The 24,834-nt window shown below is 44.3% G+C and carries 22 protein-coding genes; 12 read left to right on the forward strand and 10 right to left on the reverse strand.

All coding sequences use genetic code 11. From position 1 onward, the window contains the following. Positions 1 to 38: 38 nt before the first annotated feature. Positions 39 to 662, forward strand: coding sequence for a LysE family translocator (locus B4F66_RS03015; RefSeq protein ID WP_292357000.1), 624 nt, complete (start codon positions 39 to 41; stop codon positions 660 to 662). Between the two features lie 16 nt (positions 663 to 678). On the opposite strand, the gene B4F66_RS03020 is transcribed toward B4F66_RS03015, so the two are convergent. Further along, on the reverse strand, positions 679 to 1,008 hold the full coding sequence (locus tag B4F66_RS03020; protein ID WP_292356998.1) for a netrin-like domain-containing protein: 330 nt from the start codon (positions 1,006 to 1,008) through the stop codon (positions 679 to 681). 150 nt (positions 1,009 to 1,158) lie between these two features. On the opposite strand from B4F66_RS03020, the gene B4F66_RS03025 reads away from it, so the two are divergent. Beyond that, positions 1,159 to 1,614 carry a hypothetical protein gene (locus B4F66_RS03025; RefSeq protein WP_292356996.1) on the forward strand — a complete coding sequence of 152 codons (456 nt, stop codon included), beginning with the start codon at positions 1,159 to 1,161 and terminating at the stop codon, positions 1,612 to 1,614. Between the two features lie 9 nt (positions 1,615 to 1,623). On the opposite strand, the gene B4F66_RS03030 is transcribed toward B4F66_RS03025, so the two are convergent. Beyond that, entirely contained in the window at positions 1,624 to 2,343 is a 720-nt protein-coding gene (locus B4F66_RS03030; RefSeq protein WP_292356994.1) for an SDR family NAD(P)-dependent oxidoreductase, read from the reverse strand. Positions 2,344 to 2,656: 313 nt separating this feature from the next. Between B4F66_RS03030 and B4F66_RS03035 the strand changes: the two genes are divergently transcribed. The 8 genes from B4F66_RS03035 (at position 2,657) to B4F66_RS03070 (ending at position 10,941) form a co-directional block, all read left to right on the forward strand. Continuing rightward, positions 2,657 to 3,307, forward strand: a complete 651-nt coding sequence (locus B4F66_RS03035) for a hypothetical protein (protein WP_292356992.1) — start codon at positions 2,657 to 2,659, stop codon at positions 3,305 to 3,307. Then, complete coding sequence (locus B4F66_RS03040; RefSeq protein WP_292356990.1) at positions 3,294 to 4,532, forward strand: hypothetical protein; 1,239 nt, start codon at positions 3,294 to 3,296, stop codon at positions 4,530 to 4,532. Before B4F66_RS03035 ends, B4F66_RS03040 begins: the two co-directional genes overlap by 14 nt. Before the next feature lie 120 nt (positions 4,533 to 4,652). Beyond that, positions 4,653 to 5,996: a hypothetical protein gene (locus B4F66_RS03045; protein WP_292356988.1), complete on the forward strand. Its 1,344-nt coding sequence runs from the start codon at positions 4,653 to 4,655 to the stop codon at positions 5,994 to 5,996. After that, positions 5,983 to 7,989 (forward strand): PEGA domain-containing protein, encoded by a 2,007-nt coding sequence (locus B4F66_RS03050; protein ID WP_292356986.1) that lies wholly within the window; start codon positions 5,983 to 5,985, stop codon positions 7,987 to 7,989. Before B4F66_RS03045 ends, B4F66_RS03050 begins: the two co-directional genes overlap by 14 nt. Next, complete coding sequence (locus B4F66_RS03055; RefSeq protein ID WP_292401514.1) at positions 7,986 to 8,126, forward strand: hypothetical protein; 141 nt, start codon at positions 7,986 to 7,988, stop codon at positions 8,124 to 8,126. The genes B4F66_RS03050 and B4F66_RS03055 overlap by 4 nt, the downstream gene beginning before the upstream one ends. A 2-nt stretch (positions 8,127 to 8,128) precedes the next feature. Continuing rightward, entirely contained in the window at positions 8,129 to 8,917 is a 789-nt protein-coding gene (locus tag B4F66_RS03060) for a MotA/TolQ/ExbB proton channel family protein (protein ID WP_292356981.1), read from the forward strand. Positions 8,918 to 8,923: 6 nt separating this feature from the next. After that, the gene (locus tag B4F66_RS03065) at positions 8,924 to 9,994 is read left to right on the forward strand and encodes a VWA domain-containing protein (protein ID WP_292356979.1); all 1,071 of its coding nucleotides are present in this window, start codon (positions 8,924 to 8,926) and stop codon (positions 9,992 to 9,994) included. Continuing rightward, complete coding sequence (locus tag B4F66_RS03070) at positions 9,991 to 10,941, forward strand: coiled-coil domain-containing protein (RefSeq protein ID WP_292356977.1); 951 nt, start codon at positions 9,991 to 9,993, stop codon at positions 10,939 to 10,941. The genes B4F66_RS03065 and B4F66_RS03070 overlap by 4 nt, the downstream gene beginning before the upstream one ends. An 83-nt stretch (positions 10,942 to 11,024) precedes the next feature. Here the strand turns inward: B4F66_RS03070 and B4F66_RS03075 are convergent, their stop codons facing one another. Next, entirely contained in the window at positions 11,025 to 11,360 is a 336-nt protein-coding gene (locus B4F66_RS03075; protein ID WP_292356975.1) for a hypothetical protein, read from the reverse strand. Between the two features lie 141 nt (positions 11,361 to 11,501). Continuing rightward, complete coding sequence (locus B4F66_RS03080) at positions 11,502 to 12,245, reverse strand: dienelactone hydrolase family protein (RefSeq protein ID WP_292356973.1); 744 nt, start codon at positions 12,243 to 12,245, stop codon at positions 11,502 to 11,504. A 292-nt stretch (positions 12,246 to 12,537) separates the two neighbouring features. Here B4F66_RS03080 and B4F66_RS03085 point away from each other — a divergent pair, with 292 nt between their 5' ends. Beyond that, complete coding sequence (locus B4F66_RS03085) at positions 12,538 to 13,530, forward strand: catalase family peroxidase (RefSeq protein ID WP_292356971.1); 993 nt, start codon at positions 12,538 to 12,540, stop codon at positions 13,528 to 13,530. A gap of 57 nt (positions 13,531 to 13,587) precedes the next feature. On the opposite strand, the gene B4F66_RS03090 is transcribed toward B4F66_RS03085, so the two are convergent. The 6 genes from B4F66_RS03090 to B4F66_RS03115 all read right to left on the reverse strand — a co-directional run bounded on the left by B4F66_RS03090 (position 13,588) and on the right by B4F66_RS03115 (position 23,877). Next, positions 13,588 to 15,681: an EAL domain-containing protein gene (locus tag B4F66_RS03090; protein WP_292356969.1), complete on the reverse strand. Its 2,094-nt coding sequence runs from the start codon at positions 15,679 to 15,681 to the stop codon at positions 13,588 to 13,590. A gap of 324 nt (positions 15,682 to 16,005) precedes the next feature. Then, positions 16,006 to 16,974 (reverse strand): sensor domain-containing diguanylate cyclase, encoded by a 969-nt coding sequence (locus B4F66_RS03095; protein ID WP_292356967.1) that lies wholly within the window; start codon positions 16,972 to 16,974, stop codon positions 16,006 to 16,008. Between the two features lie 161 nt (positions 16,975 to 17,135). Beyond that, positions 17,136 to 17,765 (reverse strand): lipocalin-like domain-containing protein, encoded by a 630-nt coding sequence (locus B4F66_RS03100; protein WP_292356965.1) that lies wholly within the window; start codon positions 17,763 to 17,765, stop codon positions 17,136 to 17,138. Positions 17,766 to 18,065: 300 nt separating this feature from the next. Beyond that, entirely contained in the window at positions 18,066 to 19,448 is a 1,383-nt protein-coding gene (locus B4F66_RS03105) for an efflux transporter outer membrane subunit (protein ID WP_292356963.1), read from the reverse strand. Further along, complete coding sequence (locus B4F66_RS03110; RefSeq protein WP_292356961.1) at positions 19,441 to 22,620, reverse strand: efflux RND transporter permease subunit; 3,180 nt, start codon at positions 22,618 to 22,620, stop codon at positions 19,441 to 19,443. The genes B4F66_RS03105 and B4F66_RS03110 overlap by 8 nt, the downstream gene beginning before the upstream one ends. 9 nt (positions 22,621 to 22,629) lie before the next feature. Next, positions 22,630 to 23,877 carry an efflux RND transporter periplasmic adaptor subunit gene (locus B4F66_RS03115; protein WP_292356960.1) on the reverse strand — a complete coding sequence of 416 codons (1,248 nt, stop codon included), beginning with the start codon at positions 23,875 to 23,877 and terminating at the stop codon, positions 22,630 to 22,632. A 222-nt stretch (positions 23,878 to 24,099) separates the two neighbouring features. On the opposite strand from B4F66_RS03115, the gene B4F66_RS03120 reads away from it, so the two are divergent. Then, the gene (locus tag B4F66_RS03120; RefSeq protein WP_292411637.1) at positions 24,100 to 24,693 is read left to right on the forward strand and encodes a TetR/AcrR family transcriptional regulator; all 594 of its coding nucleotides are present in this window, start codon (positions 24,100 to 24,102) and stop codon (positions 24,691 to 24,693) included. Positions 24,694 to 24,834 lie beyond the last annotated feature (141 nt).

The raw sequence follows: 24,834 nt of genomic DNA on the forward strand, positions 1-24,834 counted from the left end.
AACTAGATAATGAAACAATGTTTGTGATTTTCTAACGCATGCCAATTGAAGTCTATGCGGTTTTTATTTTTACTTCAGCGTTGCTGGCCCTGGCTCCGGGGCCAGATAATATTTTTGTGCTTACCCAGTCAGCACTTTATGGTAAACGCAGTGGCATTCTGATTACCTTAGGTCTATGTACAGGGTTGGTTTTTCACACCTGTTTAGTGGCATTCGGTGTTGCCACTATTATGCAAACTTCTGACTGGGCGTTGAGTGCGTTGAAAATCATCGGCGCAATCTATTTGGTCTACCTGGCCTGGCAGATTCTTAACAGCCAGACACAAGAATTATCAGGTAAGGGCGTAGTATTGAGTGATGCCAACTTATATATTCGCGGCATTGTGATGAATGTAACTAATCCCAAAGTCAGTATTTTCTTTTTGGCTTTTCTGCCACAGTTTGCCAGTTCAAACTATGGTGCGATTACGCCACAAATTATATTGCTCGGGACTATGTTTGGTGTTGTTTCACTCTTTATCTTTAGTGGTATTTCTATATTAGCTTCAAAGCTTGGCGACTGGCTTAAAACAAAACCCAATGCTCAGGTTTATCTCAGTCGCACGACAGCACTGATTTTTGTTGTGTTGGCGTGTAATCTTTTGATAGGGCTAACTCATTGAGTCAAAACGCTGAAAATCAGTAAATTGACTCAGTGCCTTGTTGACGTTTAACACAGGCATCAAATATTTGATCATGGATAAAATCCGCTGATTTACTGGGGGGCTGGATAAATACCTGTTTGGCAATTTGCAATAAATCATCACGGCCTTGAGAGTCTTTGTAAATCGATTTGATTTTTGTTTCAAACGTTTCCCAGTCGTCGCCTTCGGTCTGACGGATTTTCTGGATTTCATAGGCAGTACCTGCCTGATAGGCACAGCTGGTAATGGTTCCATGCTCCAGATTTTCTGCCTGGACCGAACCAACGAAAGTTAAGGCAAAAGTCATCATGACTAAGTGTTTCATCTGACATACCCCACTACTAAAACCTGCTAAATATTTTGAATCATCATGACATATTATCTGCAGAATAATACCAGTCTAATAGGAATGGCTTGTATGACAGGGCATTGCTATGCTAACAAGGGTGCAGGAAGTCCAAAGGAGCTGAAGTCTATGAGCAAAGAAATAGAACAAAGCATGATAGTGCTGGCCCGTCATCGTTTGAAATGGTTGAGGGTTGCCCTGGCTGGGCGAAATGCCGATCTGAATCTGGTGCAGAACACCTTTCATCAGCTGACAGGGCTGACCAGTTTAAGGTTTGTTCAGGATAATGGTCTGAGTCTGCCAACAGCGAAAGAACTGGCTATTATTGATAATCTGGCGATATTAAATGTTCAGCAACAACACCCGGAAGTATTGGAAAAATTTTCCAATGAATCACAGGAGTTATCGAAATATCTGGATATGCCTGCCCGGGATTTGCTTGATTTGCTGTTTAAGGAAGGAGGCCGGTTTCAGAATCAGGAAGCTATTTCAGTGGCTATGCACCGGGGCTTAATCAGTGATATTCATCATGAGAAAGAAGCCTACGACAGATTGAATGCACGTGAACGGAAACAGGATATGTAAAAAACCTGTTTACCAGTCTATGTTTTTTCCTTGCCAATCCAGAAATGACAATTCACCGTCGGCTGGCAAACCCTTTAGAATTTCAAACAATCTATCGGCAACAAAATCCGGGGTGAATAATTTATCGTCAGGCACGTTTGTATTATACGGACGAGATAGTGGAGAGTCAGTGGTACCGGGATGAAATGCCAGTAACTTTACCATTTTGGCGCGACGGGCATATTCAATGGCGGTGGATTTTAACAGCATATTCAACGCTGCCTTGCTGGCGCGATAGCTATACCAGCCCCCCATGTGATTATCATTAATGCTGCCAACCCGTGCGCTGAAGATGGTCACCTGACAGGTTTCAGCATGTTTAAGCACTGGTAAAAGCTGTTTCAGCCAAAGCACCGGGGTAATTGTATTGATATTAAACACATGGTTGATGGAGGCTGCTGTAAGTTGTTCGAGACGTTTTTCCGGTTTTACTGATTCATCATGGAGGATGCCGTGACAGATAAAGACCTTTTCAAAGTTACGTTGCTGGTCGTAAAACTGCATCGCCAGGTTGCCCATACTTGTTTCGTCATATTCAGACTGATACCAGATGACACCAGCAAACTTATCGGGTTGTGGTCCACGACTAACCACCACAATATTTTCAGCAGTTAAGTAAGTTAATAGTTTTTCAATGATGGCCTGAGCAATCTGCCCACTGCCGCCAATAACGAGAGCAGATGTTTTCATTTGTTGAGTATGCGCCTGATGATGTGAATTTTGTGTGTTAAAAATTTTTTACTTGTGTTCCCACGGCTCCTGCGTGGGAACACAAGTAACGACCTTTTAACTGAGAGCCATTCCTGATATCCATTTAAATGCTTTATAAATTGCGAAACAATTAGACTATTCATTCTGCATTCATGAACAATGGTTTACTGTTTAATAATGTGCGCTATATAAAGCAGTGAAAACTTATTACTGCCTTCTACTGACAAATGCTCTATAAACTATATTGACTCAGGTTTTCTGAAAAAATTATGAATGGATTAGTGCTATTTCTATGAAAAAATTCACCATTCGTTACCAGGATTTATTGTCTTTATTCTCAATGAATAAAACCTTATCTATTATTTTCCCGATTGTTTTAACAGCAAGTTTCAACATAAATGCAGAAGAGGCCGTTGAGGCGAATGAGGACTGCGGTGAAGCGGAAATTCGTTACAGTGATAACCCGGAGCTTACTCGCGCAGAAAGAATAGCATTAATGGAAAAAGCTTTTTTTGATTCGGTTAACCGCTTTGAGTCATGCAATTTGTCTGATCCAAATAATACGTCTGCGGCTGGCAGTGATGGTGGAGATAGTGGCGAGCAAGGCGGTGGAGAAAATCAGGGTGGTAATGCTGGTAATCACTCAGTCGCCAGCCAGGAAATGCAGGGTACTGAAGCTGAGACAGAAATGGAAAGCTCGATGCCAGCTCAGGCCGGCACAGCAGATTCAGTTGAACAAACTGATAGCAATGGTGCGGCAGTGGTATCTTCGGGAGGTGCAGATAACGGTGCTATCCCGGAAGACATTCCATCCGCCAATAACGACGATGCCATTGCTGCACAAATCAGACTGGCTGCGGAAGCTGAACAAGATCCAGAGATTAAAAAGAAACTCTGGAATGAATATCGTAAATATAAGGGGATGAACATTGTTGAAGACTGAGTCATTTAGAGCCCCCTCCAGGTTTCTTATCTATCTTATTATCCTGACCCATGTACTAACGGGATGTGCAACTACGTCATCCTCAGGTAATTTAAAAACCGGTCCACAACTGGCCTCGGCCCAGGAACAAAACAAAGAAATACCCTACCAGGGCGTTAAACTTGACGTCATTATTCCGGTCTTTTCGCCAGGGCTTTCCGATTCAGCAGCTGAATATGAAGAAGAAGGTATCTGGCCTGAATTGAGACGAGCAGAAGCCAATCGATTTGCTTATAAATTAAAAACGGCTTTAGATGAAAGTGGTAAGTTTGGTGCGGTTCGGGTAGCCCCCAACAGCACTGCTTCAGGTGATTTATTTGCTGTCGGCGAGATCATTGAATCAAATGGTCAAGAGCTTGAATTTAGCCTCAATGTGGTTGATGCCAGTGGTAAGCAGTGGTTAAACGACACCATTGAATATGAGGTTGGTGAAGGTTTTTACAAAAATCCGAGAAATGACGGCAAAGACCCCTATGATCCCGCTTTTGATAAAGCGGCCCAGGCGATAATTGAAGCCCTGCTTAAACAACAGCAAAGCGAACTGGCGCAACTGCAGAATATTAACGATCTGCGTTTCGCCGCCAGTTTCAATGAACAGGCCTTTATGGAGTATCTCGATACCAGTGGTCAACAAATTAAGCTGGTCAGTATGCCGAGTGATGCTGACCCAATGTTTCAAAGAGTCAAATCGATTCAGGTTCGTGAACAGTTATTTGTAGATAATCTGCAGCAGAATTACAGTGCATTTTCCCAGCAAATGGATGACAGCTATCTGGCATGGCAGGAAGCCAGTGCCACAGAAATGCAATTACGCAAAGAAGCTAAAACCAAAAGCATCTGGAAAATGATTGGCGGGGCAGTTTTAATCGGTGCCGCCGTTGCTGCCGCTACGTCAGGCAGTTCCAACGACCCGCGTTTTGCCCGTGATCTTGCGACTGTTGCCGGTGGTGTTGGCGGTGCAGTGCTGATCAGCAGTGGCTTTAAATCTCGTGAGGAAGCCAAGTTTCATCAGGAGGCATTAAACGAGTTAGGAGAATCGGTGAACTTGGAAATGGCACCACAGGTGATGACTTATGAAGAAGAATCAGTCGAGTTAACGGGTGATATTGATGAGCAGTTCCGCCAATGGCGAGATTTTTTGAACCGGATGTATCAATTAGAAGCCACGCCTGATGTACAGCTCTAAATTTCGCTTGAGGTTCAGCCATAGATCATGATCCATCAGAAAATCGCTGAGGCTAAACTCGCTAAACGAAAATTATTCTTCAAAACACTGCTTATTATCATTTTGCTGAGCGTGTTTTGCGTGGCGTTAATTTTGTGGGCGTCAGTCCCCAAAACCCGTTCCACTAGCGTCGAAACTGAGCAGCCACTGGATATTGTTGAAAGCTCACCTCAGGAAAATGGCAACCAGGACAGTGAAACCTTGCGTCAGCAATATCTCGAAGCCTATGCCCATTTTGAAAATACAATTAAACCCGAGTTAAACAAGATCGATCTGCCAAAGTGGGATGAACCGCTGGCTGATCGTTTAAATACAAATGAAAGTGCTGCAATAGAACAGTTTGGTGAAGCGAAATATGCTCAGGCTAATGCGACATTAGATGCTTTGATTAAACTGGCTGAAACTGCTATTTCAGACAGCCAGAATCAATTTGAATCGGCCATGCAAAACGCTCAACAGGCTTTTGATGACAATCAGTATGAACAAGCTAAAACAGCAATTTCAAAAGCATTGATGTTGGATAGTAGTTCTAATCAGGCTTCGGCGTTAGCAGAAAGAATTGAGCAATTACCGGAGATTGCATCTTTAGTTGAGCAAATTGAAGTCGCTAATGTCGAAAATAATCCCCAGACCGAGCTGAGATTAATCAACCAGTTATTAACGCTGACGCCAGAAAGAGAAGCGTTGAAGCAACGTGCTCAGGCGTTACAAACCACACTCAATAATCAAAAATTTCAATCGCTTATCTCCCAATCCTATGCTGCGATTGATGATGGTCGCATTGAAGCGGCCAAATCAGCATTGAGTCAGGCTCGAAATATCTACTCCAATCGAGCCGAACTGAGTGATGTAAATACTGCGATACAACAATATGAAAAAAACCAGCGAATTCAGTCGGGTCTGACCAACGCGGCAAAGGCAGAGTCTAATGATAACTGGCAAGCTGTAAAAAACAATCTTGAGCAGGTGGTTAAGGAAAACCCCAATAACCAATCGGCCACAGAAAAACTGACCATGGCCAATAACATATTGTCATTGGATAAACAGATCGATGACTACCTGAAATCGCCTTATCGACTGTCAAACAGCCAACTGGCAGAGCAGGCGCGTGGTGCCATTAATGCTGCCGCAGCATATCGTAATCAAAGCCTCTCGCTGACCCGTAAAAGCCGTGAACTGGAAACGGTATTAACCGCAGTGAACCAGACTGTTCCTGTTGAAGTCCGCTCCGATAATCAAACACATATTCTGGTGCGGGGTGTTGGTAATGTAGGTGTGGTTGATTCAAAAGTGATTCAGCTTAAACCCGGCCAATATACTTTTGAAGGTAAACGGCAGGGTTACAAGTCAAAGTTAGTTGAAGTTACTATTCCCTACGACGTAAACCGTTTTAGTCTGACACTGGTATGTGATGAGCCAATTTAACCAGCAGCTGGAACTTGCCCGTAAACGTCAGCACAGAATGTATCTGTGGTTATTGACGATATTTGTGCTGGTTTTCCTGATTATAGTGACAGTGATCTTTGCATCAAGGGGGACCCGGGTTGAGGTTCAGCCGGATGATGCTTCTGATGTATCAATTAACGCCGAGTCCTGGCTGGCAATGGTTATTTTGGATTCAGTATATTCGCTTGCTGAATCCACCCAAATTCAAGTAACTGCGAAAGGCTTTTACCCTCTTAGAAAAACCATTGAACGAGCTGATACTGGCAAAGTCATTACGGTTACATTAACCCCGTTGCCAGCTAAGATTATATTGTCCACATCGCTTGACGATAATCTCACTCAATGGCTGATAGACGATGAAATCATTGCAGTAGCAAATCATCTTGAGTACGAACTCCCTGCGGGCGACCATCAGCTCCTTGCAAAGCATCCACATTATCAAATGACGACGCTCGATCTGACACTCAGCCGTGGTGAAACAGTCACCCGTAATGTTGAACTGCAACCGCTGCAGGGTGAGTTTGTTGTAAATTCGGTGCCAAGTGGCGCAATGGTAATGGTAGATGCTGTTGAAGTTGGCAAAACACCGCTCACCGTACCACTGCAAGGGGGTTTTCATGATGTGCAGTTAACACTGCAAAAATATGAAACCACCGAAGAAACCATTGAGATAAAAAATCCCAGCCCGACGATAGAAAGAAACTATCGTTTATCTGCAGAAACGGCGGGTGTACGGTTAAATCTTCAACCCTCAGGTGGTCAACTGACATTGAATGGGCTGCGAATCGATAATCAGGATCGCCTTTCGGTTGAAGCGGGTAAACAGCACCGGTTGCACTATTCAAAGCCGGGATTTTTCTCCAAAACTGAAACGTTCACTTTGGACACCAATGAAAAAAGAACCCTTGATCTCACTCTGCAAAAAGAAATGGGTAAGGTGGAAATTCTATCCACGCCAACTGCTGAAGTGAAAATTGATGGAAAAGCGGTAGGAAATACGCCAATTGAGTTGGAATTAAATGCCGTTCCTCATGATGTACAGTTCAGCCTGCAGGGATATCGAACGATCTCGAAAAGCATTACTCCAACGGCGAGTGAACCACAAAAAATATCCGTTACTTTACTCCCCGAGGCGCAAGCCAGAAAAGCTGAAGCTCCGAGAGTGTATAAAACCAAAGCCGGTGGTGAAATGGCACTTTTTTTCCCCAACGACATTATTAAAATGGGGGCAGGAAGAGATGAGCCGGGGCAACGTGCCAACGAGTTTTTAAAACAGGTCCGACTCAACCGACCTTTTTATGCCGGCACACATGAAGTGACTAACGCTGAGTTCCAGCAATTTGATAGCAGTAAATCTGGCGATGGCAAATTACCGATCACTAATTTGAGCTGGCTGGAAGCGGTCAAATTTTGCAACTGGTTAAGCCAGCAGGAAGGTTTAACCCCCGTTTACCAGCTGCAAGGCAATCAGCTGAATCAAATTAATAGCAATGCTGATGGCTATCGATTATTAATGGAAGCGGAGTGGGAATGGCTGGCTCGAAAAGCTGGTAAACCCGAACAAACTTTGTTCGTCTGGGGCAACGATAAAACCATCCCAACCAAAGCCGTGAATATTGCCGATGAATCTGCCAAAGGCAGTGTGAAGCTATATGTGCCAAGATTTTATGATGGTTATACCGGTATTGCTCCAGTGAAGAGCTTTGACCGAGAAAAGTCTGGGCTTTACGATTTGGGAGGCAATGTCAGCGAATGGACTCACGACAGTTACTCACTAACGGTGCCGAAACTGGATACCGTTTATCCACAGGTTCTTGATACTTCAACCATAGCAATGCGTGTGATAAAAGGCGCAAACTGGCGTTCTGGATCACTCAGTGAATTAAGAGCGTCCTACCGCGATGGTGCAGAGCTGGGTCGCGATATTCTGGGCTTTAGAATCGGCCGATTTTTATCTGGAGGGAATGAATGATGCTATTCAAAAGAATTTTACTGATTGGGGCTTCAATCATGTTGTTAGTGGTCTTATCGTTGATGATTCACAATGCCTGGGCAGGTAAATCGGTTATCAGTCTGAACTCCCCCGTTTCGTTCCCAGTGGATATCTGAAGATGAATGATCTGATGAAAAGCTTTGCCGCCTTGATCGTATCGATCATTGTGGTGCACATGATTTATATCGGCTTTATCCGGCCAGAGGCTGCACAACTGGTTGAACTTGCCTTACAACAGCAGCAATCATCACCACGTAATATTGTGGTTATCATCAAAGACTACGAACAGGAAATCTGTTTTATTCTGATGTTTTGGGGCTGTTTTTTAATTGCCAGTTCATACCGTGAGATTCTCAAAACAAAATACCTGTACAGCGTTGATTTAATTGAAGATCCAACCAACAATAATGAGCAACCAATTGATAAATCTGAGCATAAAGAACTGGATGTAAACCGTATTATTCATCGGTTGGATAGTGAGATCCCCCAGGATTTAATCTCTTCGCCACTGGTTCAGACTTTACGTGCCTCATTATGGCGTTACAGCTCGACCAACAATGTGCAAAACCTGTCAGATGCCATTGAAAGTAATCTTGAAGCATTGGCTGTAAAACAAGACTCTGAAAACTCCATGATCCGCTATCTGATCTGGGCCATTCCCTCTATCGGCTTTATTGGCACAGTGCGTGGTATCGGTCAGGCGCTTTCACAAGCTGATCAAGCACTCGCTGGCGATATTTCCGGCATGACTGATAGTCTTGGGCTGGCATTTAATTCGACGTTGGTCGCTTTGTTGATCAGCATCTTTCTGATGTTTTTGTTCCATCAACTGCAACGAATGCAGGATAGCCAGATTGTCGATACCCAAAGCTATTGCGACAAATACCTGTTGAGACGCATTCGCTAACGCAACATGGCTTACCGTCGTAAAAAAGCCGAAGGTTCCAGTCTGGCATTTCTGGATATCATGTCCTGTGGCCTCGGCGCGGTTATCCTTGTGTTTATGTTGGTCAAACAGAAAATTGATGAAACCCCGGTTGAAATCGATAATCTTAAACAGGATATCAGTCAGCTTGAACAGGTGAGGGATGATGCTGAGACCACATTGGGTCAAATAAGAGAACAGTTAAGCAGTGAAAATGCCCGTTATCAGGCGTTAAAAAAACAACTGGATGATAAGCAGTCAACACTGGCGAGTCAGAGTCAGCAAGTCCAACGATCTGAAAGTGAACTGGATGAACTTAAATCCAGTATTACCTCCATTAAAGTGCCACAAAAACAACAGGATTTGGTTGAAGCTCCTCGTATCAATGAAGAAAACTATCTGTTAGGACTGAAAGTTGAAGGCCCCAAAATAGCGATTCTGGTTGATACCAGCGCTTCAATGACCAATGAAAAACTGATTGATATTATTCGCACCAAAAGCAGTTCCCAGCAAAACAAAAAGAATGCCGCCAAATGGCAACGCACTAAAAATGTCGTTGAATGGTTGCTGGCACGAACACCGGAAAACAGTGACGTGGTGGTAGTGGCTTTTAGTGAAGATGCCAAGGTATTGGGTGATAAAAAAGGTTGGCAAAAAGCCAGTGCATCACAAACGACTGCATCAATCATCAGTGAGTTAAATGCCATTGTCCCCGAAGGGGCGACGAACCTGCAAAAAGGCTTGAACACCGTAAATCAGTTTTCACCAACCAACCTCTACGTGATTACTGACGGTCTACCGACCAAAGGTGAATCGCAATATCGTAGTCTGAACCCTTTCTCCAGTTGCAGTTCGCTTACCGGTAATGCGCAGACGATTTCGGGTGAATGCCGAGTGAAATTGTTTCAGCAAACCATCAACGAAAGCGGTAAGCGGGGAGTGCAGGTCGATGTCATTTTGCTGCCGCTAGAAGGTGATCCCGATGCCGTGAATCAATATTGGATTTGGGCTGCCACCACCGGCGGATTACTGATCAGTCCGGCGAGTAACTGGCCATGAAACATCGTAGAAAAGGCATCGATATATTCAGTCTGTCTTTTCTGGACGTGATTTCCTGTGGGTTTGGGGCCGTCGTCATGTTGATATTGATCTCTAAAACCGATGTCGATGTTTCCACTGCTGGTGCCGATGATATCAGCAGTTTACTGGCCTCGTTGATTGGTCTGGAAAACTCGGTGGCTGAAGTAAGTCAGCAAATTGAACAGGAGCTTTCGACGTTAGAAGCCTTATCGGGTGAAAAACAGGCTATTGCTCAGGCCGAATCTTCTTTGGAAAATCAGCTCAAAGCACTGCAACAAAAAAATGCCGCACTGGAAGAAAGTATTTCGGGACTGAGTCTGGTGGAATCACGCCTAAGGCAGGCGGCTTTGCCAACGCCAAGGAAATCTGCTGATAAGCGTTCCGCAGAAGTAGGCGGTATTCCGGTTGACAGCGATTATGTGGTGTTCATTATCGACACGTCTGGCAGTATGAAACAGATCTGGTCACGGGTATCCAGAGAAGTGGTGAATGTGCTGAATATTCACCCTGAAGTGAAAGGCTTCCAGATATTAAATGATATGGGGACATCGATGATCTCCGGCTACGATGGTCGCTGGATGCCGGATACGCCCTCTACACGAAACAGTGCCATCAAAATGTTTGAGAATTGGTCAGTGGTATCCAACAGCAGTCCGGTGGAAGGTGTGGAAATGGCGTTGAGAAAATATGCCAAACCCAATATCACTACTTCAATCTATGTATTTGGCGATGATTACACCGGCTCATCGTATGATCCGGTTATTGATCGGTTAACCAAACAGAACAAGCAACTCAGTAATGGGCGACGACTGGCCAAAATTCACGGAGTAGGCTTTTTATCCGTTAACAGTACTGACAGATTCAGCATATTGATGCGAGAGTTGACCAAACGTAATGATGGTACTTATATCGCATTACCGCCCTAGAGAATAGGGCTTCCACGGAAGACCATGGGAGCCAGAAACGGTAAGATCTCGTTTCCACACACCTGCGTGGTAACGCAAATGGTCTAATCAATAAACTCGTACTTCCAGCGAATCTCATCCGGCTTCATCATCTGCCAGACACTAAAACGAATCATACCGGTGGGATCGGAAGCTTTGCCAATCAATACATAACGACTGCCATCACTATCAAATCCGACGCCGGTTTTATCGTTGAATTCTGATATGGCGCTACTGTTTTGCAGGATAAAAGGCAATAAATCATCTGCTGCATCGGGTGGCGCAAAGGGTGGAACAGTTTCCGGTCGATTGCACAAACCAACAAATATTTCCTCATCGGTCGGCAGGATCAGAATATTCCAATTGAACAGGGTATAGACCGATTTAGCTGTATTATTCATTCGATGGACAGCTCAGTTATGTGATTTCTACAGAGGATAGGGAATCAGATTCAAACTGGCTCCCACGTAGAGCATGGGAGCCAGATGTATTCATTTAATTTATTAACCTCGTTCCCCATGCTCTGCGTGGGAACGTCGTGTTTAACGCAACGTTCTGCTAAACAGATTCAACGCCAGTTGATAACCAATCTGTGCTGTTTGGGCATCATAACGGCCACCATCACCCTCATCACGCATAAACGCATGTTCGGCATTGAATTCATGCCAGGTAAACGGAATGTCTGTTTCGTTGAGTTTGCTGTAGATCAGTGTGCGGCCTTCTGAGGGAACATGGTTATCCTGTTTGCCCCAGATCATCAGCAATTCGCCTTTGATATCTGCCAGACGTTCCATACTGTGTTGACCCGGTTTATTCGGGATCTTCTGAATATGTAAATCGGTAGCATAAAAACAAGCAGTGCCTTTCACTTCAGGTTGCAGTACTGCACGAAAAGCCAGATGACCGCCAATGCAATAACCCATCGCTCCAAATTGACCATTGCACCAGGATTGTTGCTTGGCAAATTTGATTAACGCTTCGTTATCGGTGTCATAGCCCTGCACATCTTTGTTTTCTTTATCGGCATTGCCTTTATCGCGACCGGCATCGTCATAACCCAGCACCGTACCAATCGGATTTAGCTCATGGAATACTTCGGGGACTAATACGGCATAACCATGACTGGCCATTAATCTGGCCGCACGCTCAATCGGGCCGGTTTGCTGAAAAATTTCGGAATAAAACAAAATGACAGGGTAGCTGCCTTCACCAACAGGACGATGAATATAGGTACGCATCACACCAGTAGGTGTATCAAGATCGGCAAAATGGCTTTGAATCTTCATGAAAGCTCCCTTGAAGTTGGATAGAAAAATAATGGACTATTGTACAACGACTAATCATTTTCAGCGGCCTGATTAATCTAATCTTACGCTCAATAATATTGCCAAATACTGATGCTCAGCGACTTTAAAGTAGATTAATATTCGTCTGTGTTTGATTGAATGACGTCAAGCAATTGAAATAGAGATTAAAAAAAGTGGTCAGCATCGTAAAACCTTAATAATTAACTGTTGGAATATCGCCGTACCACACGTCATAAAAGTTGTTGCTTAATTTATCTACAAGGAAAGTCATATGAAAAAAATAATTCTTAATATCGGTTTGCTACTGGGCATTATGTCGTCTTATACGCTGAGTGCCGATGAACTGCCAGTCACCGAAAGACTGGTTGATACACTCTCGGAGCTTGCCGGTGGCCCTCATCCAGGAATACGTTCTAATCATGCGAAAGGGATCATGGCTTCTGGTTATTTTGAAGCATCGAAAGAAGCCTCTGATATCACCTATGCACCTCACTTTAATACCCCTAAAACAGATGTGGTGGTTCGGTTTTCAAACGCCAGCGGTGTGCCCGATATCGCGGATTCAAGCCCGGATGGTTTTCCTAAAGGCATGGCGATAAGGTTTATGTTACCGGAAGAGGAATATACCGATATGGTGGTGATTTCGGTAGAACGATTCCCAGTCAAGACACCTGAAGATTTTCTTGGATTATTAACAGCCATCAAAGATTCGGCAAACTCACAAGCTAAACCGACACCAATAGAAGCTTTTCTGGAACAACATCCCGAAACGCTAACCTTTGTGCAATTACCTAAGCCCGCTCCAGTGAGTTATGCCACTGAAAAATTCCATGGCATTAATGCATTTGAATTTGAAAATGAACAAGGTAAAACCGTTTATGGCCGTTACCTCATTACTCCGGTGAATGGCACAGAGTACCTTTCAGATGAAGAACGAAAAAACGCTGCTAACAATTATCTACAGGATGAATTGCCAGAGAGATTAAATGATACTGGCGCGGCTAAGTTTACAATTGCCCTGCAAATAGCTGAAGAGGGAGATGTAATCACTGATCCTACAGTTGTGTGGCCAACAGAGAGAAAAATAGTGCAGCTCGGAACATTGACGCTTACTGAAATCATGACGGACGGTGAAAGTTATGCAAAAGCTAATATGTTTAACCCGTTGGCTATCCCGGAAGGCATAAGCCCAACAGACGATCCTATTCTTTTAGCTCGCCCTGTGAGTTATGCAATTAGTTTTGGTAGAAGACTAAATCCATAATTAGTTGGTATAAATAAGGCTTGAGTAAGGGGTGTTCGCTCAAGCCTTATTTTATTGTTAAATCAAAAGTTTTCCCTGGACTAAACCATTGTGCAATTGGAAATAGTTTAAACAATTCGATTCTGCTATTGGTGGGCTGTGATAATAGCCTTGAAAAATATCGCAGCCCATTTCAGACAACACTTCGCGTTGTTCTTTGGTTTCCACGTATTCTGCCACCACATGCACTCTTTGTGCTTTTCCCAGTGAACATATTGTCCTGACAATATCTGCATTAGTGTCATTGACCAGAACGTCCCGTGTAATGGAACCATCAATTTTTATTGCATTCACTTGAAAGCGGCGCATATATAACAATGATGAATAGCCCATGCCGAAATCATCCATTGCCAGATGCACACCGGTTTCGACCAGCTGTTGTAAAATCAAATCTGTCAGGCTGGTATCGGGAATTTCAGAAGATTCGGTAATTTCCAATTCAAGTTCTTCTGCCGATATACCGTAATCCTTAATATATTTCGTAATATAAAAAGGTAAATCCTTATCTGTTAACTGAAGTGGAGAAATATTTACCGCGACAGTTAATGCTTTATATCCTGCGGCATTCCAGCGAGCTTTGCAGGCACAAGCCTGCTTGATTACCCATCGGCCCAGATGATGAATCAATTCACTATCTTCGGCGACAGCGATGATCACAATAGGAGAGATAAAACCATATCTTGGATGCGTCCAGCGAAGCAGGGCTTCAACACCAACGATTTGCCCCTGACGATCATGCTTGGGTTGATAGACCAGTGTCAGCGAATTCTGTTTAATCGCATTTTGCATATCAACAGCAAGATCCCGGGCAATCATGCCAACCTTATCCTGGCGGGTAATAATTTTTTGTCTTGTATTGCCCACCTTGATTATCGTGTCTGATGCCTGTGTAAAAGCATCTAAAGACTGTTGCTGACGGTGTTTTTCAGCTTTTTTCACAAAGGGCAGGTAGCTCAAGGTGCTGATAGCGATTAACAGAACTTGCAGAGCAACACCACGCCAGGATTCCGTCAGTAGCCAGCCTGATAATAAAGGGGGCGTTGTCCAACCCACAATTGCGGAATCGTAAATAGTGATCAATCCAAACTGCAAAGCGGCCAGTGATATCAACATCAATAGAACCGGTATCAGCACAAATGGAATCAGGTAAAACGGATTAAATACAATCGGTAATCCGTAGATCAATATGTCATTAATATTGAACAGAGAAGGGACTATAGAAATCTTCGCAATTTTATTCTGTGCACCACGCCGCGTAACAATAAAAATTGCTATTAATAGGCCGAGCGTTGCTCCAGATCCGCCCAAATGCACAAAGTTATTGAACAGGACTCTAAACGCCAGAGATGAAGCATTGAATCCTGCATCCAAGTTCGCTAAAAATAGCGCTCCATCCGCTGCACCGTATATGAAGATACTGCCATGAAGACCCACAAACCAGAACAATTGGTTCATTAAAGTGACAAAGGAACCTAAAATCCAGGTTCCATATTCATTGTTATGTGCCCAATCAATAATAAGTTGTGTAAAGTCGGGAAAATCAGGTGTTGAAGCCAGTATCAGAGCCGTTATAAAAAAGATCATTCCGCTAAGAATAATCGACGGGCTTAAGCGCATCGCTTGATAAAAGGTAGTATCGGTATCAACAGGCAGGTTCAGCAGATCAAGATAGGGTTTTCTGGCGGCCCAGAGCATTAGTTCGGCTGAAAGCAGCCCAACAACAATCCCTATAAGAATAACTTCTGCACTGAACTCAACTGGAGAAATATTGGGTAGTGAAACGGTGATGATCAGAAAGTTAATTACCGCACTGATTGCCACCATTAATGGAGGGGCAATTTCACGGTGTTTGGTTAAACCTGGCATACGAAAAACAAGTTGGGAAGAGACGATAGCTGCCAGTAACAAACCAAACAAAGTAAATGAATTATCGATGATTTGTCTTAATGGTTCACGCCAATCTGCACCAAGCCAATGATCCATTGACTGCTGATAATAAAGCCAGGGAAAGTTCAGTATAAGTTCGGCAATAACGCGAAGAAAAGTGAGCGGCAAAAGTGCGACAAAGCTGTTTCTCGTCGCTATCATCCATAAGAGCAAACGTGCTTTCAATCCCGGCTCCTTTTATTTAGATTCATCAGGTTTTGTTGAATGTATATTTGAAAAAGTGAGAACCATTAACATCAACCTGATGTTCTAATTATTCCAGCATATTTAAATATAATCAGATCGGCAATCAATTTTATGTGACGCCTACCAGAAAAAAATCATTAAAGGGGGGATTGAATGAGTCGTGTAACGCACAACTTATGCCAAATATTATCTATAGGTGTAAGCAGAATTATTCCGTTTTAAACCTGACATTATCTATATTTTTAAATGCAATAGTGATGGATACTTTTTACTGTATTTAGTCGCTCAAATTTTAGCTAATTATTAACGAACCTTATTACCTTTTTCGGCATACATTTTTTTATCAGCAGCAGCTAAAAAAACATTAACATCAATATCTTTTTCAACCAGACTATTTACAAAACCCACACTGTATTCAATATCATAACCCCGAGCTGCTTCCTGATTATAATTCGTTACTTCGTTATCAAAGCGTTGAATAACCCGTTGCGTATTTTCAGCATCAACATCCATCATTAACACGGCAAACTCATCACCACCAAGACGGCCGAATACATCAGAATCACGGAAAACTTTCCGCAAGAAATTCGCAAATACGATTAACGCTCTGTCGCCCTCAGCGTGGCCGAACTGGTCATTAATGGGTTTAAATTTATTTAAATCAAACAACAGGATAGAAGCTGAAAGTCCTTTGCGACGGCAAACATTCAAACTGTGTTTAGCCAGCGCCGTAAAGCCTCTGCGATTTGAGATTAACGTCAGATCATCCAGTGTCGCCAATTGCAAAGCAGCAATTTCCTGTTCGGCCATTACGCCGAGATCGCGTAATAACTGCAAATCTTCCGGATCAAATTCTCTTGGTTCATCATCAATGATGCAAAGGGTGCCAAGGGCGCTACCATTATTTATCTTTAGTGGATAGCCAGCATAAAAGCGAATGTTGGGATTAGCTGTAACCAATGGATTATCTTTAAATCGATGATCCTCCAGAGCATCTTCTATAACAAATACGTCATCACCTAATATGGCATGACCACAAAACGAAATTTCTCTCGGTGTCTCGTCAGGAAGCTCATTTTCTGAAGCTTTGGATTTAAACCATTGGCGCCCATCATCAATCAAGCTCAACACTGAGATATCTACTCCAAACATACGCTTGGCCATGCGGGTCAGTCGATCAAATCTTTCTTCAGGTGCCGAATCAAGAATTTTAAGCGCTCTAAGCTTTTCAAGTCTTTGTTTTTCATCTTCGGGAATCATCGGTGAAATCATTATTTTGTTATCTCCAAACATGCCTTAGCAGATGGCAACCTTATTGACCATGGACATTCAAAGCAAGCAACAAGGTCACACAAACGTAACTCAAGTTGAGAAATAATTAGATTAAATTAAAACGTTATCCAGAAAGTTTGGATGCACATCAGTAATCAAGGTTATTCATCTTCTGGTTGGTAACCATCCCGAATCGTGATTTCAGTGTCTTTTGGGTGTTTTTCCAGAACCATACTGTTTTCACCAATGGTGATTTTGAAACTATCACGTGTAACTTCTGAAACTGTATAAGGCGTAAGATCAAGTAACAGCATATTGCCTCGAAGGCGGGTAATGCTGTCATCTGTCTGGGAAAGATAAGTCATATCCTCATCGTGATAAGTCACTAGCTCAGAAATCGTTTCCATGCCCTTGTCAGTCATGGTGAACGTTAAAGCAAAGGTATATTGGCCCTGCTGTCCAATCCAGGTAGTGTCGGCAAGCATCGCATAATCGACACCACGAGTCAGCGTCATATCACCGCTTTGCAAATGATCTTCATCTTTAACGGTCAGGGTATCAGTGGGTAAATCTTCTTCGGCTTTCAGTTTAATCATTTGTTCGCCACTGTCATATTCATACTCGGCAGTAGTGACATCTTCTCCCTGATGAATCTCAAGCGTTCCATCGGTATTAAACTGATAACTGATATTACCTTCCGGGCCCACAAATCTGCCCTGAAATTCATCATAGCCACAGCCAGATAACGAAATAGATAGAATTAAGGCGAACAGCCATATTAATTTGTTCATTGATGAAGTTATCCTTGCTTATAAATAGATTCAATGACGCAGAGGATACCGTTAAAGCAGTAAGACACAAAATAAATACGTCGTTATTGGCTTTGGTCACACTACTTGTGAAAAATTAAACGTAGATTGGGCTGAATTTATGATGCCCAACACGTGAAACAGATTAATTGTTGGGCTTCGTGCTTCAGCCCAACCTACCAAAATTGGTTGGTTGGATAAAGCCTGCGAAACCCAACCTTTAGAGATCTCCATTATTAAACAGCTGGACGTTGAAGCGGCTACTTAATGGAACAACCCGCACTAAATCAGCTGTATCCCACCACCAAAACTCCGGTAAATATCGACTAAGCGGAGAAAGCTTTGTTGTTGCAGTTGAGCCAACTGATCGCGGCTGCGTAGCAATTCTCGCTCAGAGTCGAGCAGGTCGAGAAATTCGCCACTACCGGCGTTATAACGCTCGCGGGAAATGTCTACCGCTTTGGTACTGGCCTGCCACTGCAGCTCAGTGCTTAACTGTTGCTCACGGCTAAGGTTGTAGCTGTTAAGTGCCAGTTGCATTTCATTGATGGCATCAAATACCTCCTGCTCAAATTGTGCGAGTGCCATTTGCGAACTGGCTTCAGCCTGACGAATACGTGACCTGACGGATCCTAAATCCGCAGCCTGCCAACTTAAACTGGGTGCAACCGACCAGCTTTTGGTATCGCTACCCAGTGTTAAACCGGGGCCAGATAAAAAGCCCAAAAAACCGCTTATCGATACATTCGGATATAAATCGGCGGTAGCCACGCCAATCTCAGCTGTACGGGCAGCCAATAATCGCTCGCTACTCGCAACATCCGCTCGATAACGCAGATAGTTTTCACCTTCCACCACGGATACAGGGTGTTTTAACTGAGGTAAACGAGGTACATCATCAAGTTCTAGTTGACCGGGCCGCTGTCCTAACAAAGCAGACAAAGTTGCATCTGCAGTCAACAGAGCGACGCGATATGCCGGTATAGAGGCATTTACTTGATGTAGTTGCACATCTATTTGCGTAAGCTCCAGCTCTGAGGCCATACCGGCCTCAAGCCTAGCCATAACAATGCCGCGACTCTGTTGCAGATTTTGCAAATTTTGCTCTGCTACTTTTAAGCGCAACTGGGCACCACGGTATTCACCATAGCTGGTTGCCACCTGGCTAATTAACTGGACCTGAGCATCGTGCCAGAGAATGTCCGCCTGCTGAGCCTGGGCTTCAGCGGCTTCACTGGCACGACGTAATTTACCAAACAAGTCCAAATCCCAGCTTAAATTGGCTCCGGTACTATATCCACGGAGAATCACGCTCTCATTTTCCCTCTGCAACACGGCATTTTCACTGGCCTGATAACCCGCGTCCAATGTGCCTTTTGGCAGAATGTCATTATCAGCATCGCGAAACACAGCATAAGCTCTGTCGACATTGGCTTTCGCTTGCGCTAACGTCCGGTTTTCGTCCAGGGCACGATCTATTAGCCGATTCAGCGACTCATCATCAAAGGCTTGCCACCAGCTTTGTGCCAACTCGGCTTGCTGATAAGGGCTGCTAATAGTGATATCAGCCACTTTGTCAGGTGACCGATAATCTGGTCCTACAGCGCAGGCGCTTAATGTCATCACCAATATGGCAATTGTTGTAAGTTTGTGTTTGTTATACATGGGTATTCTCCACCTTATCGGTTATTGCCGTTGACGAAGGCAGCGCTTTTGTTTCGCCACGCTTGGCCAGCATGTAATAAAACAATGGTGTTAGGATTAAGCCAAAGAAGGTGACACCAATCATGCCGGAGAACACGGCCACACCCATGGCCTGACGCATTTCAGCACCGGCACCGGTTGAAAATACCATGGGCACCACGCCCATAATAAAGGCGATAGAGGTCATCAAAATCGGCCTTAACCGCAAGCGTCCCGCTTCCAGAATGGCTCCCATTGCGCTCATTCCATGGTCTTGTAGTTCTTTAGCGAACTCGACAATCAAAATGGCATTTTTGGTGGCGAGCCCCACCAGCACTATCAACCCTATCTGAGTGAGGATATTGTTATCCCCGCCGTAGATTAAAACGCCGCTCAGTGCTGACAATAATGTCATCGGAATGATCAGAATAATGGCCAGCGGCAAACTTAAGCTTTCGTACTGGGCTGCCAGCACCATAAAGACCAGCATAATCACCAACGGATAGATAAATACCCCGGCATTACCAGCCAGAATTTGCTGGTAAGTCAGCTCTGTCCATTCATAGGTCATGCCATTGGGTAATGTTTCAGCCAGTATTTTCTCAATCGCTGCTTGTGCCTCCCCGGTACTGTAGCCAGGGGCTGGACCACCATTAATTTCAGCGGTAGTAAAGCCGTTGTAATGCATGACCCTGTCAGGACCCGCTGTATCAGTAACATTGATAAAGGAACCCAGAGGAACCATTTCACCATCGCTATTACGTACCTTTAACTGGCTGATTTGTGACGCACTCTGACGAAACTGTTCATCAGCCTGCATATTCACCTGATAGGTACGACCAAACTGGTTGAAGTCATTGACATAAACCGAGCCCATATAAGCCTGCAGTGTTTGAAATATCTCATCCAGTGACACATTTTGCTGTTTGGCTTTAGTGCGATCGATGTCCAGATCCAGTTGCGGCACATTGACCTGATAACTGGAAAAAATACCAGTCAGCTCAGGTGTAGCCCAGGCTTTTTGCATGACCTGCATCGTTACGTTGTAGAGCTCTTCGTAACCATGACTGGCGCGGTCCTGTATTTGCAGCCTGAACCCACCAATGGTGCCAAGCCCCTGTACTGGTGGAGGAGGGAAAATGGCAATAAAGGCATCTTCAATACCGGCGAACTTCTGGTTTAACGCTGCTGCGATAGCATCAGCTGACATTGACGGATCGTTACGCTCCTTGAAATCGCTTAAGGTGGTAAACACGATGCCGGAGTTCGGACTGTTGGTAAAACCGTTAATGTTCAGTCCGGGGAAAGCAACAGAGCTGATTACGCCGGGTTGTTCAAGCGCAATATTCGACATTTCCTTAATCACTTCCTCGGTACGTTCTAACGACGCAGCATCTGGCAATTGAGCAAACGCCACCAGATATTGTTTGTCCTGACTTGGCACATAACCGGAAGGGGTAGTGGCAAACTGCACGCCCGTTAAACCCAGCAGTGCAACATACATAATGCCAACCAGCGCGCCAAAGCGAATGACCTTTTTGACTAACCAGCCATAACCTTTGGATAAACGGGCAAAGAAGCGATTAAACGGACCAAATAACCAGCCTCCTAAGAGTTTGTCCATGGCGCGTGTTAACAGATCTTTTTTCTCACCAGGTGCTTTTAATAATAGCGCCGACAGGGCAGGGCTTAGCGTTAACGAATTAATCGCTGAGATAAAAGTAGAAATAGTAATGGTTAAAGCAAACTGCTTATAAAATTGCCCGGTTAAGCCTGACATAAAGGCTGTCGGGATAAACACTGCTGCTAATACTAATGTCGTAGCCACGATAGGGCCTGTCACTTCTTTCATTGCTTTTTGCGTAGCGGCAATCGGTGTTAGGCCTTCGCGTATATTCCGTTCAACGTTTTCAACCACTACGATGGCATCATCAACGACGATACCGATGGCCAATACCAGACCAAACAACGATAGAGCATTGAGTGAAAAACCTAAAAGATGCATAAAGGCAAACGTACCTATTAATGACACAGGTACTGCCACCAAAGGAATAATGGATGCACGCCAGGTTTGCAAAAACAGCACAACCACCAGTACCACCAGTACTAATGCTTCAAGCAGCGTTTTTATTACCGCCTCAATAGAACCGCGAACAAACACTGTTGGGTCATAAACGATGTCGTAGGCCAACCCATCTGGAAAGCTTTTCGATAACTCTGCCATTTTGGCGCGTACATCGTCAGAGATTTGAATCGCGTTAGAACCTGAGGCTTGAAAAATAGGAATAGCCACGGCGTCTTTATTATTTAATAACGATCGCAGGGCATAGGTTGAGGCACCCAGTTCAATACGAGCGACATCTTTTAAGTAACTTATCTCACCGTTGTCGCCGACTTTGATAATGATATTGCCAAACTCTTCTTCGGTAGATAAACGACCTTTAACGTTTATCAGCAGCTGAAATTCTGCATCAGCACTTGGCTGAGCACCTAAGCTTCCGGCAGCTGTCTGCTGATTTTGCTCACGGATTGCGTCAGTAATTTGTGATGGAGATAAACCAAGAGCCGCGACCTTATTAGGATCCAGCCAGATCCGCATACTGTAATCACCGGCGCCGAACAGTTCTACAGTGCCCACACCGTTAATTCGCGCCAACTCGTCTTTAACATTCAGCAACGCATAGTTAGACAGATAGAGCATGTCGTATCGATCATCTGGCGAACTTAAATGCACCACCATGGTTAAATCGGGTGATGATTTTTCGGTGACAACACCTAAGCGTTGTACTTCTTGTGGCAAGCGTGGCATGGCACGATCTACCCGGGCCTGAACCTGAGTCTGGGCTAAATCAACATCGGTGCCGATGGCAAATGTCACGGTGAGTGTCATGCGACCATCCGAGGTGGACTGAGAAGACATATAGAGCATCTCTTCCACACCGTTAATTTCCTGCTCCAATGGCGAGGCGACGGTTTCAGCAATTACTTTAGGGTTAGCCCCTGGGTAATTGGCTGTTACCACAACAGTGGGAGGCACTACTTCAGGGTATTCGGTGATGGGTAGTTGCCATACTGCAATAGCACCGGTAATTAAAAAGAACAGTGAAATAACGGCTGCAAAAATTGGCCGTTTGATAAAAAATTGCGAGAACATGAGGTTTCCTTATCCTTGATCTGCTGAGCTGTCAGATTCTGCAGCCAGTGAGGTGCTGGTTTTATCCAACAACTGTTGAGCCTTACGCAAACCCGCTAATTGCTCTTTGGTTGCCATATCCACTAATTTGGGTTCGATCTGAATATTGGGCATTACGCGTTGTAAGCCATTCACCACAATTTTGTCGTTTGCGGATAAACCTTCACGCACAATTCGCAGACCATTTACCTTTTCACCAAGCTTGACTGCGCGGTACTCCAATTGATTATCAGCATTCACGACCAACACAAACTTGTTGTTTAAATCCGTACCGATGGCTTTTTCATCAATCAGGATGCCTTTATATGAGTCACTGCCGACCAGTTTGATACGGGCAAATAAGCCTGGTAAAAGTCGATCGTCAGTGTTGGGGAAACTGGCACGAATCCGTATAGAGCCGGTTTGCTGATTTACGCTATTGTCGACAAAATCAATATTGCCAATATGTTGGTAACTGCTGTCATCGGCCAACGCCATATAAACAGGATTGGCTGTGGCATCGCGGGTATCAGCCCGTTTGCCGGCTTCTGTCAGACGCTGGTATTTCAAGTAGCTTTGCTCATCAACATCAAAATAAGCGTACATTTTGTCGGTCGACACCAGACTGGTTAACTGGCTTTGACCTGCGGTAACGAAATTACCCGCTGTTATCTGGGCATAAGACACTCTGCCACTGATAGGAGCGGTAATGCGGGTGTAACTTAAATCCAGTTGGGCACGATGCAGGGCAGCTTTAACCGATGCAACGCTTGCCGATGTTTGCTGTTTACGTGCCTGACGGGTGTCCAGCAGTTCATCCGAAATAGCGCGCGCACTACTAAGTTTCTTTGCCCGGTTATATTCGGTTTCAGCCAATGCTAAAGCGCTTTCAGCACTTTGTAAGTCGGCTTTAAGTCTGGCGACTTCAGCAGCAAACGGTTGTGGATCAATTTGTACTAATAAATCGCCCTTATTGACTAAAGCACCTTCTGTGAAATGTATCTGTTCGATATAACCTGATACACGAGGCACAACATTGACCGTTTCCGGTGCTTGCAATCGACCAGTAAACTCATCCCATTCGGTAATTCGCTCACTCACCACCTGGGCGACGCTTACTGCTGGTGCCGCGGGTGCTTCAGCCTGATTAGCCGCTTGCGGATTGCCACATGCGGACAGCACCATTGCAGCGATGCTACCCAACAAAAACAGTCTTAACGTGTTTCTTGTACTTATCATGTGGTTCTCCTTGGTGTTATTTAGAAATGGGGGTTCCAGCAAATTTCTGATCCCGCAACTTTACATACGATACGTATGTCAGAAGGCAAATGTAAGGTAGGTATAATTGCCTTAACGTAAGTATGGAAATACTTGCTCATACGCGACGTATGTCATGTATAGTATTTCGCATACGTGTTGTATGTCAACTAACATGCATTACGTATGTAAAATTTGGAGAAAATGATGCCGCAAAAACGTGAAGATATGATTGCCGAAACCCAGGCTAAGCTCATTAAATCTGCGAGAGAATCTTTTGCTCAACATGGATTCGCGGAGAGTTGCATGGACGATCTTACGGCAGAAGCTGGCTTGACACGCGGTGCGCTTTATCATCATTTCGGCGGTAAGAAAGGATTACTGAAAGCTGTCATTCAACAGATTGAAGATGAAATGACGACGCGGCTGTCAGCGATAAAGTCGCAAGCCCCAACCACGTGGGATGCCTTTATTAATGGTTCGATCGCCTATCTGAATATGGCATGTGAACCTGAGATACAGCGCATCATGCTTTTAGATGGTCCCGCTGTATTAGGCGATCCTTCGCAGTGGCCGCGTAAAAATTGTTGTATTCGTAGTACGCAGCTCAGTATTGAAAAGCTGATGGAGGAAGGCATCTTGAAAGAAGTTGACTCTTTGGCGATGGCCCGTCTGATTAATGGAGCCTTGTTTGGCGCCTCCTTATGGATCGCCAATGCAGAGGATCCCCATGCTGCATCAAGCAAAGCGGTAGATGCATTTCTGACGTTGGCTTCTGGTTTGTTAAAGTCGAACTGAACATCAACTAGTCTCTCTCAAGATTGAAACCAGTGCGCACCAATATGCTTTCGAGAAAATGTCTTAGTAACATCATCTCGACGAAATAGTGAGAATTTATTCAACTACTAAAAAATTGGGCAGGCGAAACACCTGCTCAAG

This window comes from Methylophaga sp. UBA3603, from assembly GCF_002375335.1.
GTDB lineage: Bacteria > Pseudomonadota > Gammaproteobacteria > Nitrosococcales > Methylophagaceae > Methylophaga.

Bases quoted from the DNA above. Each gene is read 5' to 3' on its own strand.
- B4F66_RS03025 (WP_292356996.1), top strand. From the start codon at position 1,159: ATGAGCAAAGAAATAGAACAAAGCATGATAGTGCTGGCCCGTCATCGT.
- B4F66_RS03050 (WP_292356986.1), top strand. From the start codon at position 5,983: ATGAGCCAATTTAACCAGCAGCTGGAACTTGCCCGTAAACGTCAGCAC.
- B4F66_RS03070 (WP_292356977.1), top strand. From the start codon at position 9,991: ATGAAACATCGTAGAAAAGGCATCGATATATTCAGTCTGTCTTTTCTG.
- B4F66_RS03105 (WP_292356963.1), bottom strand. From the start codon at position 19,448: ATGTATAACAAACACAAACTTACAACAATTGCCATATTGGTGATGACA.
- B4F66_RS03075 (WP_292356975.1), bottom strand. From the start codon at position 11,360: ATGAATAATACAGCTAAATCGGTCTATACCCTGTTCAATTGGAATATT.
- B4F66_RS03115 (WP_292356960.1), bottom strand. From the start codon at position 23,877: ATGATAAGTACAAGAAACACGTTAAGACTGTTTTTGTTGGGTAGCATC.
- B4F66_RS03095 (WP_292356967.1), bottom strand. From the start codon at position 16,974: ATGATTTCACCGATGATTCCCGAAGATGAAAAACAAAGACTTGAAAAG.
- B4F66_RS03060 (WP_292356981.1), top strand. From the start codon at position 8,129: ATGAATGATCTGATGAAAAGCTTTGCCGCCTTGATCGTATCGATCATT.
- B4F66_RS03020 (WP_292356998.1), bottom strand. From the start codon at position 1,008: ATGAAACACTTAGTCATGATGACTTTTGCCTTAACTTTCGTTGGTTCG.
- B4F66_RS03110 (WP_292356961.1), bottom strand. From the start codon at position 22,620: ATGTTCTCGCAATTTTTTATCAAACGGCCAATTTTTGCAGCCGTTATT.
- B4F66_RS03030 (WP_292356994.1), bottom strand. From the start codon at position 2,343: ATGAAAACATCTGCTCTCGTTATTGGCGGCAGTGGGCAGATTGCTCAG.
- B4F66_RS03100 (WP_292356965.1), bottom strand. From the start codon at position 17,765: ATGAACAAATTAATATGGCTGTTCGCCTTAATTCTATCTATTTCGTTA.
- B4F66_RS03035 (WP_292356992.1), top strand. From the start codon at position 2,657: ATGAAAAAATTCACCATTCGTTACCAGGATTTATTGTCTTTATTCTCA.
- B4F66_RS03120 (WP_292411637.1), top strand. From the start codon at position 24,100: ATGATGCCGCAAAAACGTGAAGATATGATTGCCGAAACCCAGGCTAAG.
- B4F66_RS03065 (WP_292356979.1), top strand. From the start codon at position 8,924: ATGGCTTACCGTCGTAAAAAAGCCGAAGGTTCCAGTCTGGCATTTCTG.
- B4F66_RS03015 (WP_292357000.1), top strand. From the start codon at position 39: ATGCCAATTGAAGTCTATGCGGTTTTTATTTTTACTTCAGCGTTGCTG.
- B4F66_RS03055 (WP_292401514.1), top strand. From the start codon at position 7,986: ATGATGCTATTCAAAAGAATTTTACTGATTGGGGCTTCAATCATGTTG.
- B4F66_RS03080 (WP_292356973.1), bottom strand. From the start codon at position 12,245: ATGAAGATTCAAAGCCATTTTGCCGATCTTGATACACCTACTGGTGTG.
- B4F66_RS03085 (WP_292356971.1), top strand. From the start codon at position 12,538: ATGAAAAAAATAATTCTTAATATCGGTTTGCTACTGGGCATTATGTCG.